General features: G+C 66.9%; 12 protein-coding genes and 2 pseudogenes. 8 read left to right on the forward strand and 6 right to left on the reverse strand.

Annotated features, from left to right (window positions below):
* The first annotated feature begins 55 nt into the window (after positions 1–55).
* From sufT to ACORQU_RS12435, 5 genes and pseudogenes are all read left to right on the forward strand, one after another.
* Positions 56–607, forward strand: a complete 552-nt coding sequence (gene sufT / locus ACORQU_RS12415; RefSeq protein ID WP_271644766.1) for a putative Fe-S cluster assembly protein SufT — start codon at positions 56–58, stop codon at positions 605–607.
* Between the two features lie 674 nt (positions 608–1,281).
* Positions 1,282–3,168, forward strand: coding sequence for a M4 family metallopeptidase (locus tag ACORQU_RS12420; RefSeq protein WP_491645107.1), 1,887 nt, complete (start codon positions 1,282–1,284; stop codon positions 3,166–3,168).
* A 135-nt stretch (positions 3,169–3,303) separates the two neighbouring features.
* Entirely contained in the window at positions 3,304–4,401 is a 1,098-nt protein-coding gene (locus ACORQU_RS12425; protein ID WP_491641470.1) for a branched-chain amino acid aminotransferase, read from the forward strand.
* 454 nt (positions 4,402–4,855) lie between these two features.
* Positions 4,856–6,610 (forward strand): annotated as a pseudogene (locus ACORQU_RS12430) (S8 family peptidase); the annotation flags it as partial.
* Between the two features lie 138 nt (positions 6,611–6,748).
* A pseudogene (locus ACORQU_RS12435) lies at positions 6,749–6,979 on the forward strand (proprotein convertase P-domain-containing protein); the annotation flags it as partial.
* Between the two features lie 191 nt (positions 6,980–7,170).
* Here the strand turns inward: ACORQU_RS12435 and ACORQU_RS12440 are convergent.
* The 3 genes from ACORQU_RS12440 to wrbA are packed head-to-tail and all read right to left on the reverse strand — an operon-like array spanning position 7,171 to position 8,674.
* Positions 7,171–7,656, reverse strand: a complete 486-nt coding sequence (locus tag ACORQU_RS12440; RefSeq protein ID WP_491645109.1) for an asparaginase domain-containing protein — start codon at positions 7,654–7,656, stop codon at positions 7,171–7,173.
* A 35-nt stretch (positions 7,657–7,691) separates the two neighbouring features.
* A complete protein-coding gene (locus ACORQU_RS12445) occupies positions 7,692–8,078 on the reverse strand; it encodes a DUF2069 domain-containing protein (RefSeq protein WP_491641471.1) in 387 nt (128 codons plus the stop codon).
* Positions 8,075–8,674: an NAD(P)H:quinone oxidoreductase gene (gene wrbA / locus ACORQU_RS12450; protein ID WP_491641473.1), complete on the reverse strand. Its 600-nt coding sequence runs from the start codon at positions 8,672–8,674 to the stop codon at positions 8,075–8,077. Before wrbA ends, ACORQU_RS12445 begins: the two co-directional genes overlap by 4 nt.
* Positions 8,675–8,765: 91 nt before the next feature.
* Here wrbA and ACORQU_RS12455 point away from each other — a divergent pair, with 91 nt between their 5' ends.
* Genes ACORQU_RS12455 through ACORQU_RS12465 form a run of 3 tightly spaced genes read left to right on the forward strand, consistent with a single transcriptional unit; the run spans position 8,766 to position 10,893 of the window.
* Positions 8,766–10,043, forward strand: a complete 1,278-nt coding sequence (locus ACORQU_RS12455; protein WP_491641474.1) for a YihY family inner membrane protein — start codon at positions 8,766–8,768, stop codon at positions 10,041–10,043.
* 53 nt (positions 10,044–10,096) lie between these two features.
* Complete coding sequence (locus ACORQU_RS12460) at positions 10,097–10,624, forward strand: TlpA family protein disulfide reductase (protein ID WP_491645111.1); 528 nt, start codon at positions 10,097–10,099, stop codon at positions 10,622–10,624.
* Complete coding sequence (locus ACORQU_RS12465; protein WP_491641475.1) at positions 10,621–10,893, forward strand: acylphosphatase; 273 nt, start codon at positions 10,621–10,623, stop codon at positions 10,891–10,893. The genes ACORQU_RS12460 and ACORQU_RS12465 overlap by 4 nt, the downstream gene beginning before the upstream one ends.
* Positions 10,894–10,906: 13 nt before the next feature.
* Here the strand turns inward: ACORQU_RS12465 and ACORQU_RS12470 are convergent, their stop codons facing one another.
* From ACORQU_RS12470 to moaB, 3 genes are all read right to left on the reverse strand, one after another.
* Positions 10,907–11,977 carry a glycosyltransferase gene (locus ACORQU_RS12470; RefSeq protein ID WP_491641476.1) on the reverse strand — a complete coding sequence of 357 codons (1,071 nt, stop codon included), beginning with the start codon at positions 11,975–11,977 and terminating at the stop codon, positions 10,907–10,909.
* A 121-nt stretch (positions 11,978–12,098) separates the two neighbouring features.
* Complete coding sequence (gene ppk2 / locus ACORQU_RS12475; protein WP_491641477.1) at positions 12,099–12,884, reverse strand: polyphosphate kinase 2; 786 nt, start codon at positions 12,882–12,884, stop codon at positions 12,099–12,101.
* A 36-nt stretch (positions 12,885–12,920) separates the two neighbouring features.
* On the reverse strand, positions 12,921–13,439 hold the full coding sequence (gene moaB, locus ACORQU_RS12480) for a molybdenum cofactor biosynthesis protein B (RefSeq protein ID WP_271644774.1): 519 nt from the start codon (positions 13,437–13,439) through the stop codon (positions 12,921–12,923).
* Positions 13,440–13,496: the final 57 nt, after the last annotated feature.

A 13,496-nucleotide genomic window follows, 5' to 3' on the forward strand; every position in this document is an offset into this window, starting at 1 on the left:
CAGCCCGGTAGAATGGGCGCTTGCCTGGCGTCCCCGTCGTCCCCACCTGATTCACATGTACTCAAGCAGCAGCGAACCGGTCCAGTTCGAGCGCGATTGCGCCGCCGTCATGGTGCCCGCGGGCGAGACGGTCACCCTACCGGCCGGCACTTATGGCTATATCACCCAGGCCCTGGGCGGCAGCTACACCGTCTTCGTGGAGGGCAACCTGTTCCGCATCGCCGGCCAGGACGCCGATGCACTGGGCAAGGAGCCGGCTGCGCCGTTGGAACTGGCCGAGGATGCCGGCGACGACCAGGTCGAGCAGTTGGTCTGGTCGCAGCTGCGGACCTGCTTCGACCCGGAGATTCCATTCAACATCGTCGACCTGGGGCTGATCTACGAGGTGGACTTGGACCACCGCGACGATGGCCAGCGCCAGGTGGCGGTCAAGATGACGTTGACCGCGCCGGGCTGCGGGATGGGCGAGATCCTGGTCGACGACGTGCGCAGCAAGCTGGAGATGATCCCGACCATCGCCGAGGCGGACGTGGAACTGGTGTTCGATCCGCCCTGGAACCAGACGATGATGTCCGAGGCCGCGCGCCTCGAGACCGGCATGATGTGATGCCCCGGAAAGCCCGCCAATCCCGCGGGCTTTTTTGTGCGCATCGTTCCATTAATGCCGCGTCGTGCCGCGGCGGCAGCGTGAAGCGAACGGAAGGAGCGTGTCGATGCGGCATGACGCGATACGTTTGCATGGGATGGCTTTGGACTTCGCGCTGCGAGGGCAGTCCCAGATCGGCACTTTCGATGACAAGCGCTGTGCCGCGCGTCCATGAACCGTGGTTGACTCGCTGCGCACCACCCATTCGGGATGCGGTCTCTGGCCCTCCCTTGGCTATCGGATTCATGCGTCGCGACACGCACCGGTAGCACCGCATCGGTCCTGACAGGAGGTCGGCGACACCACACCGTATCGTGCGGACAACCAAGGACGGCCTTGGTGGCATTCCTCCGGCGATGCAGGCGGCTCCCGATTTCCATGAGGCCTGCGGCCGCATCGGTCACCCGATGCGGACTGAAGCGCTTTTGTCGCGCTTTAAGACAACCACTGACGAGTTGCGTGCACATGCCCGGTCTTGCGTACAGGGGGGCTCATTGCGCGCGGGAGGACTGCGGCCTGCACCAAGCAGCCGGTCTTGCCCTGGCGGCCATCCCTGGCCGCCTGCCACCCAGTGGGGCGGCGGCAGGTCCCTGCCACTGTCCCTGGAAAACCCATTGAGGGAGATCGCAAACGTGATGCAAAACAAAGGACGTTCCATTGCCCTGTGGCTCAGCCCGCTGGCCATCGCCGTGTGTGCCGCCTCCGCCCAGGCGGCCACGCGCACCAACCTCAACAAGCAGGACGTGACCCAACTCCAGGCGCAGTACGCCGCTGCCGTACAGCGGCTGGGCGCGGTGCCGGCCCTGGCCGAACGCCATGCCGAACTGGTCGGACTCGATCCGCGCTCCACGCTCAAGCTGGTCCGGTCACGCACCGATCGCAGCGGTGCCAAGCACTATCGCTATCACCAGGTCTACGACGGGCTGCCCGTGTTCGGCGAGCAGATCGTGGTCGGCGAGGACAAGGACGGCAACGTGCGCACGTTGTTCGGGCGCCGCATCGATGGCCTAGCCAGCGAGATCCCGCTCAACGCGTCAGTCCGTCTCAGCGGCGCGCAGGCTCTGGCAGCGGCAAAGACTCGGGCGCTGGGCAAGCAGGCCCTGACCCAGAAGATCGAGCGCGAGAAGAGCGAGAAGATGGTCTTCGTCGACGAGGCCGGCAGGGCGCACGTGGCCTATGTGGTGAGCTTCTTCGCCGACAGCCCGACCGGTGGCGATCCCAGTCGCCCGATGGTCATTCTCGATGCGCAGACCGGCCGCGTGCTCAAGCAGTGGGATGCCTTGACCCATGCCGAGGTCGGGACCGGGCCGGGGGGCAACGCCAAGACGGGGCAGTACGAGTACGGCACCGACTTCGGCTATCTGGACGTCAGCCAGAGCGGCTCGACGTGCACGATGAACAACACCAACGTCAAAACGGTCAACCTCAATGGCGGGACCAGCGGCAGCACCGCGTTCTCGTACAGCTGCCCGCGCAATACGGTCAAGCAGATCAACGGCGCCTACTCGCCGCTCAACGACGCGCACTACTTCGGTGGCGTGGTGTTCGACATGTTCAACGACTATGTCGGCCAGGCACCGCTGACCTTCCAGCTGCAGATGCGCGTGCACTACAGCAGCAACTACCAGAACGCGTTCTGGGACGGCACCGGGATGACCTTCGGCGATGGCGGCAGCACCTTCTATCCCCTGGTGGCGCTGGACGTGTCCTCGCACGAGATCGCCCACGGCTTCACCGAGCAGAACTCCGACCTGACCTACTCCGGTCAGTCCGGCGGCATCAACGAGGCGTTCTCGGACATGGCCGGCGAGGCGGCCGAGTACTTCATGAACGGGAGTAACGACTTCGAGGTGGGCGCGCAGATCTTCAAGGGCAGCGGCGCGCTGCGCTACATGGAGGATCCCACCGCCGACGGCAGCTCCATCGACAATGCCGATGATTACTACAGCGGGCTAGACGTCCACTACTCGTCGGGGGTCTACAACAAGGCCTTCTACACGTTGGCGACCACCTCGGGCTGGACGACCAAGACGGCATTCCAGACCTTCGCCAAGGCCAATTCGGATTACTGGACCTCCAGCACGGACTACGATGATGGTGCGTGCGGTGTGGAAACGGCGGCCGAAGACCTTGGGCACGATGCCGATGACGTGACCGCGGCCTTCGCGGCGGTGGGTGTGAGCTGCGAGGGTGGCGGTGACGATGGCGGCTCGGGCACGGTCCTGGAGAACGATGTTCCGGTGTCCGGCCTGGCGGCCAGCCGGGGCGATTCTTTGAACTACACGATGCAGGTGCCGTCGGGGACCAGCAGCGTGCGCTTCTATATCTCCGGCGGCACCGGCGATGCGGACCTGTACGTGAAGGCCGGCAGCGCGCCGACCGACACCTCCTACGACTGCCGGCCCTACAGGTCCGGCAACAGCGAAACCTGCACCTTCTCCAACCCCAGCGCGGGGACGTACTACATCCGGATCAAGGCGTACTCGACCTTCTCCGGGGTGACCGTGCGCGGGCGTTACTGATCGTGGTGGTGTGAGTCGCAGGCCCCGGCGTGGCCGGGGCCTGTTGGTTGCGCTGGAAACGACGCGGGGCAGCGTGAATCGTCCTCTTGCGGGCGCTATCCTTGCGGGGTTTTGTTTCCGAGCAGGTAGCGCTCCATGTCTTCGTCGTCCACGGTTTTTTCCGTCCAGCGTTCCGGCCATGCGCGCAGCGCCGCTGAACGTGACCAGATCCTTTCCGCGCCGGGTTTCGGTACCCGGTTCACCGACCACATGGTCGCCATCACCTGGGACCGTGACCATGGCTGGCATGACGCGCAGGTGCGGCCCTACGGCCCGCTCTCGCTCGATCCCGCGGCCTCGGTCCTGCACTACGGCCAGGAAATCTTCGAGGGCATCAAGGCCTACCGCCACGCCGACGGCTCGATCTGGACCTTCCGTCCGCAGGCCAACGGCGCGCGCCTGCAGCGCTCGGCCAAGCGCCTGGCGCTGCCGGAGCTGCCGGTGGACCTGTTCGTGGAGTCGCTGCGCCAGCTGATCTCCGTGGACGCGCACTGGGTGCCCTCGGCACCGGAAACCAGCCTGTATTTCCGTCCCTTCATGATCGCCGACGAGGCGTTCCTGGGCGTGCGTGCCGCGCAGAAGGCGACCTACTACGTGATCGCCAGCCCGGCCGGTCCCTATTTCGCCAAGGGCGTGGCGCCGGTGTCGATCTGGCTGTCCACCGATTACGCGCGTGCCGGCAAGGGCGGTACCGGCGCGGCCAAGTGCGGCGGCAACTACGCCGCCTCGCTGCTGCCGCAGACCATCGCCCAGTCGAAGGGCTGTTCGCAGGTCCTGTTCCTGGACCCGGTCGAGGGCAAGTACATCGAGGAACTGGGGGGCATGAATGTGTTCCTGGTCTACCAGGACGGCACGCTGGTGACCCCGGCGCTGTCCGGCAGCATCCTTGAGGGCATCACGCGCTCGAGCATCCTCCAGCTGGCGCGCGATCGCGGCATGACCGTGCAGGAGCGCAAGGTGTCCATCGACGAGTGGAAGCAGGGTGTGGCCTCAGGCGAGATCGCCGAAGTGTTCGCCTGCGGCACGGCCGCGGTGGTCACCCCGATCGGGGAGTTGAAGGGCGAGGGCTTTGCGGTGGGCAACCCGGATGCCGAGGCTGGCCAGGTCACCATGGCCCTGCGCAAGGAGCTGACCGACATCCAGTACGGGCGCCTGCCCGACCCCCATGGCTGGCTGGTGCGCCTGGACGGCTGAGTCCACGCCTCAAAGTTGAATGCGTGAGCAGGCCGGGCGGGTCATCCGCCCGGCCTGTTTTGTGTCGGCCCGCACACGAGGCGGTCGTTGGTGAATGGCGCGTGGAGCGCCTGAACCCTTGTTCGGTGCGCCAGCGATGCTGCAACAGCAAAGACCTATCCCGGAAAACGTATTCAGAGCGCGATCCGGACATCGGAGAAGGCGGCTCGGGCCATTTTTTGACGTGATGGCTGTCCCGATTTTAAAAAGTGGTGACATATTTCGTCACAAACCATCCTGTGAGACCTGTCCAGGTCCTGTTAGCTCGGTTAGGTTCGGCTCAGGTTCGGCGCGATGCCGGGCCGTCATCCCCCGGAGATCGCAACGCAGTGCATTCAACGGCCTCGATGGATTCGAGGGCGATCGCCGGTCTTTTCCCGCAAGAAGCGGGTCAATTCACCCAGAGGGAATTCTGATGTCCGAAGTCTCCAAGCGCCGCCTGCGCCTGCATTCACTGGCCCTCGCCACCGTGGTGGCGATCTCCGCCCTGGGCGCGGTGCCGGCCATGGCGGCCGACCGCGTCAACCTGAGCGGCCTGCAGTCATCCGAGCAGCACAGCTTCGACCGTTTCATCGTGAAGTACCGCGACGGCAGCAGCGAGCAGGCCAGCGCCGCGTCGATGAAGCAGGCCTTGGGCAGCGCCGCGCGCGCGGTTCCCAGCGCGAAAGGACGGGCCCTGGGCCTGAACCACCTGCGCCGCACGGCGGTGGGCTCGGACGTGGTGACCACCGACCGCAAGCTGGACAAGGTGGAAGCCGAAACCCTGATGCGCCAGATCGCCGCCGATCCCAACGTGGAATACGTCGAGGTCGACAAGCTCAACCATGCGTACCTGACGCCCAACGACACCAATTTCAGCCAGCAGTGGGACTTCGGCACCGGTACCGGCGGCATGTACGCGACCAGCGCCTGGGACGTCACCAATGGCAGCGGGGCGGTGGTGGCGGTGCTCGACACCGGCATCACTTCGCACTCGGACCTCAACGCCAACATCCTGCCGGGCTATGACTTCATCGTGGATACCTTCGTGTCCAACGACGGCGATGGGCGCGATTCGGACCCGTCCGACCCGGGCGATGCCTACGCAGCCAACGAATGCGGCAGCGGCATCGGCGCGTCCAACTCCAGCTGGCATGGCACCCACGTGGCCGGCACCATCGCGGCGGTGACCAACAACAACAAGGGCGTGGCCGGCGTGGCGTATGGGGCCAAGGTGGTTCCGGTGCGCGTGCTGGGCAAGTGCGGTGGCTATGACTCGGATATTGCCGACGCGATCATCTGGGCCTCCGGCGGCACGGTCAGCGGCGTGCCGACCAACCCGTATCCGGCCGAGGCCATCAACCTCAGCCTGGGTGGCAGTGGGGCGTGCGGCAGCACCACCCAGGCGGCCATCAACGGCGCGGTCTCGCGTGGGACCACGCTGGTGATCGCCGCGGGCAACGACAACACCAACGTCTCCAACGCCAGCCCGGCCAACTGCAACAACGTCATCGCCGTGGGTGCCACCACCAGCAGCGGCGCGCGCGCCAGCTACTCCAACTATGGCTCGCTGGTGGACATCGCCGCGCCGGGCTCGGGCATCCTGTCCACGCTCAATAGCGGTACGACCTCGCCGGGCTCGGAGACCTACGCGTCCTACAGCGGCACCTCGATGGCGACTCCGCACGTGGCCGGCGTCGTGGCCTTGATGCAGTCGGTGGCCAACCCGGCGCTGACCCCCGCCCAGGTCGAATCGATCATCAAGAGCAGTGCGCGCGCCTTCCCGTCCACACCCTCGCAGTCGATCGGTACAGGCATCCTGCAGGCACGCGCGGCGGTCGATGCCGCCAGTGGCGGCGGCGGGGACGACGGTGGTGGCGATACCGGCACCACGCTGACCAACGGCACGCCCAAGACCGGGCTGGCGGCCAGCAGCGGCAATTCGCTCAACTACACGATGACCGTGCCCGCTGGGGCGTCGAACCTGGTGTTCACCACCTCCGGCGGCTCCGGTGACGCGGACCTGTACGTGAAGTTCGGCAGCGCACCGACCGACAGCAGCTACGACTGCCGGCCTTACAAGAACGGCAACGCCGAAACCTGCACCATCGCCAGCCCCTCGGCCGGCACCTACTACGTGCGCGTCAAGGCGTACTCGACGTTCTCCGGCCTCAGCCTCAGCGGGAGCTACACCGCCGGTGGCAGTGGCGGCGGTTCCTCCCAGACCTACAGCAACACCGGCGATGTGGCGATCAGCGACAACGCCACGGTCACCAGCACCATCAACGTGTCCGGGCGCAGTGGTAACGCCGGGTCCAGCGTGCCGGTGGCGGTGAACATCGTGCACACCTACATCGGGGACCTGAAAGTCGATCTGCTGGCACCGGATGGCAGCGTGTACGTGCTGCACAATCGTAGCGGCGGCAGCGCCGACAACATCAACAAGACCTACAGCGTGAACCTGTCCAGCGAAGCCCTCAACGGTGCCTGGAAGCTGCGCGTCAACGACAACGCCAGCGGCGACACGGGCTACATCAACAGCTGGAGCGTCACCTTCTAAGCGCAGGGGCGAAGCTCGCGGGCAGCGCGCAGCGGATGCGCGGGACAGGAGGTCCGCCCGGAGCTTCCGCAGTAAAGCCAGTGCGCGACCTGGCAGGCAGGGATGGCCTGCCGGGTCGCTTGGTTTTCATCGACTGATGCAAAGCCCTGGCCCGGACCGGGCCCTTGCAGTCACTGCGCGCCAGGCGGCACTCAGGCCGCTTCGAAGCGGTTGGCCGCGACGTTCTTGCGCACGTGCCGCGGGTCCCAGATGCGGCCGTTCATGGCGATCCACACGCCCTCCGGTGCCGACTGCACCGCACCGACCGCGCAGCCGATGTTGAACTCCGCATCCGAGCCGCGGAAGCCCGCCGGATTGAGTGCGCCGGTCAGGACGATCACCCGGCCTTCCAGCGTGGCCAGCGTCTGCGCGGTGGCGACCATCGAGTCGGTGCCATGGGTGATCAGCACATGGCGTGCCGGCTGGGCGGCGATGGTGGCGCGCAGCAACTCCCGGTCGGCGTCGTTGATGTGCAGGGAGTCCTTGCGAATGATCGGGATCACGGTGAAACGGAACGCCACGCCCAGTTCCTTCAGGATGCGGCCGATCTGCGGCTCGCCCACCTGGTAGTCGGACTTGTCGTCGAAATAGATCTTGTCGATGGTGCCGCCGGTGGTGACCACCAGCAGCTCATCCATCGGCTTGGAAAGAGGGTTCACGGGCCTGGACCTGGTTACGGCGAGGAGTCGTCGGGCGCGGATTCTACGCGGGTGCCACGCGCAGCCCCAGCCTTGCGCGCGAAGCGCCCACGCAGCCCACGCCAGCTGGACGCGAACACGATGACCAACGCCAGCAGCAATTCCAGCCAGCCATACAAGCGCACCTCCGGGTGTGACCAGGCGGTCATCACGCCGTGGCTGAACCAGCCCAGCGCCAGCACGCCGGACCAGAACACCGCCAGCGGGCGCCCCAGTCGTGCGCCGATGGCCAGCAGCAGCGGCGGCAGGGTGAAGACCACCAGCGTGGCGATGACATGGCGATCGTCACGGAACCACCAGCCGAACAGCGCCGACAGCAGGAGGAGCGCGATGGCCAACCCGGGACGGGGAACCCGGCTCACGATGCCGACGCCAGGCGCTGCGCGACCCGAGCCAGGCGCCGCCCCAGGGCACGGGCCAGCGCGGCTTCTTCCTCGCTGGGCTGCGGGTCGTCCTCGCCACCGGCCACGTGGCTGGCGCCGTAGGGCGTGCCGCCGGTGCGCGTGGTGCTCAGCAGCGACTCGGTATAGGGAATGCCGACGATCACGCAGCCGTGGTGCAGCAACGGCACCTGCATCGACAGCAACGTGGACTCCTGGCCGCCGTGCTGGGTGGCGGTGGAGGTGAACACGGCGGCCGGCTTGTCCACCAGGGTGCCGCTGGCCCATTCGGCGCCGAGCGAATCGATGAAGTACTTCATCGGCGCGGCCATGTTGCCGAATCGGGTGGGGCTGCCGATCGCCAGGCCGATGCATTCGACCAGGTCGTTGGGCTCGACGTACGGGGCGCCGTCTTCCGGAACGGGGGGCGCACTGGTTTGAGTGACGGCGGCCACCGGCGGCACGCTGCGCAGACGGGCGGACATGCCCTGGACTTCCCCGATGCCGCGTGCCAGCTGGCGCGCCAGGCGTGCGACCGAGCCGCCGCGGCTGTAGTACAGGACCAGGATCTCGGGCATCGGGCAGGGTGTCCATGCGTCAACAGGGGCGCCAGTATCGGTCCATGGCGCTTGCCTGTCGCCCCACGGCGCTTCGGTTACCCTTGCGCCGATGTCCGTGTCCCACACCCTGCAACGCTGGAACGAGAACGTGCGCGACCGTGCGCGCGTGGCGGCGTTCTCGCAGTTCCTGCTCAAGCGCTTCTGGGATGACCGGCTGTTCCAGACCGCCGCGGCGCTGGCCTACACGACGATGTTCGCGCTGGTGCCGTTGGCGATGGTGGTGTTCGGTGTGCTCTCGGCGTTCCCGGGATTTGCCCAGTGGAGCGACACGCTGAGTGACTACATCTTCTCCAACTTCGTGCCGAGCGCCGCGCGCGCGGCCGAAGGCTATCTGCGCCAGTTTTCCGAGGCCGCGCGTGACTTGACCGTGGCCGGCGTGATCGCGCTAGTGGTCTCGCTGCTGATCACGCTCAACAGCGTGGAGGCCGCGTTCAACCGGATCTGGCGCGTGTCTGGCTCGCGGCCGCGGCTGGGGCGCTTTGTCATGTACTGGACGGTGCTCACGCTGGGCGCGCTGCTGTCTGCGGCCTCGCTGGCGATCACCGCGCGGGTGTTCGCGCTGCCCTTGTTCAAGACCGAACAGGGGCGGCAGATCGCTTCGATCGCCCTGGCCCTGGCGCCGGTGATGATCGAGCTGTGCGCCATCGCCGTGATCTACCGGGTGGTCCCACACCGGTCGATCCACTGGCGCTACGCGTTTGCCGGCGCCCTGCTGGCGACCATCGGCCTGGAGCTGATCAAGTGGGGCATGGGCCTGTATCTGTCCAGTTTTGGTTCCTATACCCGCGTCTATGGCGTGGCGGCCGTGGCGCCGATCCTGATGCTGTGGATCTATCTGAGCTGGGGTTCGATCCTGCTGGGCGCCTCCCTGGCGGCCTCGATGTCGGCCTTCCGTTACCAGCCCGAGTCCATGCGCCTGCCACAGGGCTTTGAGATCTACGGACTGCTGCGGCTGCTGGGGCGCTTCCACGAGGCGCGGGCTGAAGGCCGGGGGTTGAGCGATGACAAGATCCTGCAGCTCGAGCCGATGCTGACCGATTCGCTGGTGCAGGAGTTCCTCGAGCGGCTTTCGCGCATCAAGCTGCTGCGCTGTACCGAGGACGGCGAATGGCTGCTGGCGCGTGACCTGGAAAGCACCTCGCTCGCCGAACTCTACGAGGCCTGCCAGCTGCGCGTGCCCATCGCCGAAGCGCATCTGCCCTGCCAGGACGATGCCCTGGGCCAGGCCGCGCGCGAAGCCCTCGACCGCATCCGCCTGCCCGTCCGCGACCTGCTGCGCCATCGTGCCGGCGCCCTGTATCCCCCTGTGTCGGAGCCACGCTCTTGATTCGTTTCCCGCGATTCACTGCTTTCACCCTGTTGACGCTGGCCTGGCTGGCGATGGCCGGCTGCCAGCAACAGGCCCCATCCGCGTCCGACCCGCAGTCCTCCTCGGCGCCTGCGGCCGATGCGGCGCCTGAACACACACCGGACCCGGCGACACCGGTCGACCTGAAGGTCGTCACGACCGACGGGGCCGAATTCGATGTGGCCGCCCATCGGGGCAAGTGGCTGGTGGTGAATTTCTGGGCGACCTGGTGCCACCCCTGCCTGGCCGAGATGCCCGCCCTGTCGAAGATGGATGCGCAGCGCGAGGACATCGAAGTCCTGGGCCTGGCCTATGACGACATTGCACCCGATGCCTTGAAGGCCTTCCTCAAGCAGCACCCGGTGGACTATCCGATCGCGCTGGTGGATGTGTATGCGCCGCCCAAGGCGTTCCCTCCGCCAGAGGGCCTGCCGACGACTTACCTGCTGGATCCGCAGGGCAAGGTGGCCGAGCGCTTCGTGGGGCCGGTGACGCCGGAGGACATCCAACACGTGGTCGACGCCGGATCGGCCGGGACCGGGCAGGGCGCGAGGCAATGAGCAGGGTGGCCGCTAAGTTCCTGGTCAGCGGAAGCGTGCAGGGAGTGTTCTTCCGTGCCTCTACGCGTGAACGCGCGCAGGCACTGGGGCTGGACGGCAGTGCGCGCAATCTGCCCGATGGCCGTGTGGAGGTGATTGCCTGCGGATCGGCTGCGGCGCTGGACACCTTGGCCGACTGGTTGCAGGAAGGCCCGCCGATCGCCAGCGTGACCGAGGTTGTACGTCAGACGTGGACCGAGTCGGTGCCGCCGGGGTTCGTCACCGGCTGAGACGTGCGTGGATTCAGCCGGAGCCCTGGCCGGGCAGCAGGGCTGCCATCAGGCGCGCGCCAACGCGGCGTCGTGCCGGCAGGCTGGTCTCCAGCTGAGGCTGCAAAGCCTGGGTGAGTCGCTCCGGGAAGGCGGCATCGTTGTCCAGGAAGAATTGGCGAGCCGCTGCTCCCAGCGTCGCGCGGGCCTCTGCATCCAGCGCCAGGGCGCGCTCGACGGCGTTCTCGACGGCCGCCGCTTCCACCTGGTAGCGGGTTCCCAGCGCCATCGGACGCTGCGCTGCCGGTGCCAGCAGCAGGCCGCGCTCGGGGGTGACCAACTCGTTCATGGGCTCCCCATCGGTGGTGATGACCACCGCCGAGGTGCTCAGGGCTTCGACCAGGTAATGGCCAAAGCCCTCGGCCTCGGACGGGCAGAGATGGAACTGGTGCGCGTTCTGCAGCTGGCGCAGTTCGGCGTCGTCCAGATAGTCGAGACGGTGGACGATGTTGGGCGCCTGCACCTGCGGCACGTCGCGCGACTGCACAACGGTGAGCGTGGGCCATTCCGGATGCCGCAGCCAGGCCTGGAACACGGCGTCGGTACCCTTGGCGGTGCTGCGCCCTGCCACGTGCAGGAACGCGCGCTGCCGCGGAACGCCGGCGTCGAAGCGATCCTCGCTGGTGAAGCCGATATAGCGCGTGTTGCAGCCCAGCTGCGCGAACACCCGTTCGGCGTGGCGGGTCTTGCACAGCACGCGCTCGAACTGGGGCAGCAGCGGGATCCACTTGTCCAGCATCCACTCCGGATTGGGGACCAGCACGTTACGGCGGGCCGCGGGCAGGCAGCCGCGGTAGACGCGTTCCAGGAAGACCTGGGTCTCCACGGGCCCGATCACCGCCGACTTCAGCCGAGTTCCCGCCTGGAGCACATTGTTGAACAGCCGCGTGTCGCCGAAAGTCAGTGCTTCGCTCCGCAGCCGCGCGCCCGCCAGGGCGCGGGTCATGATGTCCAGATCGCGTCGCAGGCCGACGCCGTTGTCACGGGTCACCAGGCGGATACGGACGGGGGCGGGCGGTGGGGCGGTCGGTGCGAGCGGAGCCATGGGTGACGTCTGGCACGGTGGGGGCGTGCCCGGAGGGAGGCATGATGCAAGGTTGCCACCGTCACGTCATCCCTGATCGCCGGCCGATGTCACGAGACATTCACGGTGCTGCCAGGGTGTTTCAGTCCGGGTCGCTGACGTCGGAGATCGGCTTCAACAGGGTGAACGACTCCTTGAGCGGCTTGTGCTCGAGCGCGGGAAGTTCCAGGTCCGGGGGCGGGACGGTGGTATCGGGCAGGCGCGAGAGCAGGTCGCGGATCAGGGTCAGGCGGCCGCGCTTCTGGTCGTTGAAGTCCACCAGGGTCCAGGGCGCGTGGTGAGTGTGGGTCGCCGCGAGCATGGCCTCGCGCGCGTCGGTATAGGCCTGGTACTGGGTGCGCGCTTCCACGTCCACCGGCGAGAGTTTCCAGCGCTTGAGCGGGTTGTCCAGCCGTTCGGCGAAGCGTTCCTCCTGCTGGGCCTGGTCCACGGTCAGCCAGTACTTGAACAGCAGGATGCCGTCATCGATCAGCAATCGCTCGAAGATCGGTGTCTGCTGCAGGAAGGTCGTGTACTGGTCGGGCGTGCAGTACCCCATGACCCGTTCAACGCCGGCGCGGTTGTACCAGCTGCGGTCCATCAGGACGATCTCGCCAGCGGCGGGCAACTGGTGGACGTAGCGCTGGAAGTACCACTGCGTAGCTTCGCGGTCGCTGGGCTTGGGGAGCGCCACGACCTTGCACTGGCGGGGATTGAGGTGCTCGCGGATGGCGCTGATCGCGCCGCCCTTGCCGGCGGTATCGCGGCCTTCGAAGAGCACCACCACGCGCTTGCCGGTGCGCAGTAGCCAGCGCGAGAGGTTCACCAATTGCAGTTGCAGGGGCTCGAGTTCCTGCTCGTAGTCCTTGCGCTTGAGTTTCTTGCCCATCGATCCACACGCCTTTGGGGGAGATGGACGCCCGTTCTACTCCTTCAGGCGTGGGCGCAGCGTGGCGAGATTGCAGGGGCGGGTGCGCGCGTCCAGCTGGGCCGAGATGATCTTCTCCCAGGCCGTGCGGCAGGCCGAGGTCGAGCCTGGCAGGCAGAACACGAAGGTCTGGTTGGCCAGCCCGGCAAACGCGCGGGACTGCAGCGAGGAGGTGCCGATCTCCTCCACGCTGACCGCGCGGAACAGCTCGCCGAAGCCCGGCATCTGCTTGTCCAGCAGGGGCAGCACCGCCTCTGGCGTGGAATCGCGGCCGGTGAAGCCGGTGCCCCCCGTGACCAGGATGCCGTCGACTTCGTCATCGGCGATCCAGGCCGCGACGATGGCGCGCATCCGGTAGATGTCGTCCTTGACCAGCGTGCGGTCGCGGACCAGGTGGCCGGCCTCGGTGAGCGCGCCCACCAGATAGTCGCCGGAAGTGTCGTTGGCCAGGGTGCGGGTGTCCGAGACGGTAAGCACGCACAGGCGCAGGGGAATCAGGGTGTCGGCATGGCTCATCCCGCCAGCCTAAGCGCTGGGCCGTGAGGCTTCAACGCACGGGCTCGATAGAGCGGC

The organism is Pseudoxanthomonas sp. JC1303, from assembly GCF_058448525.1.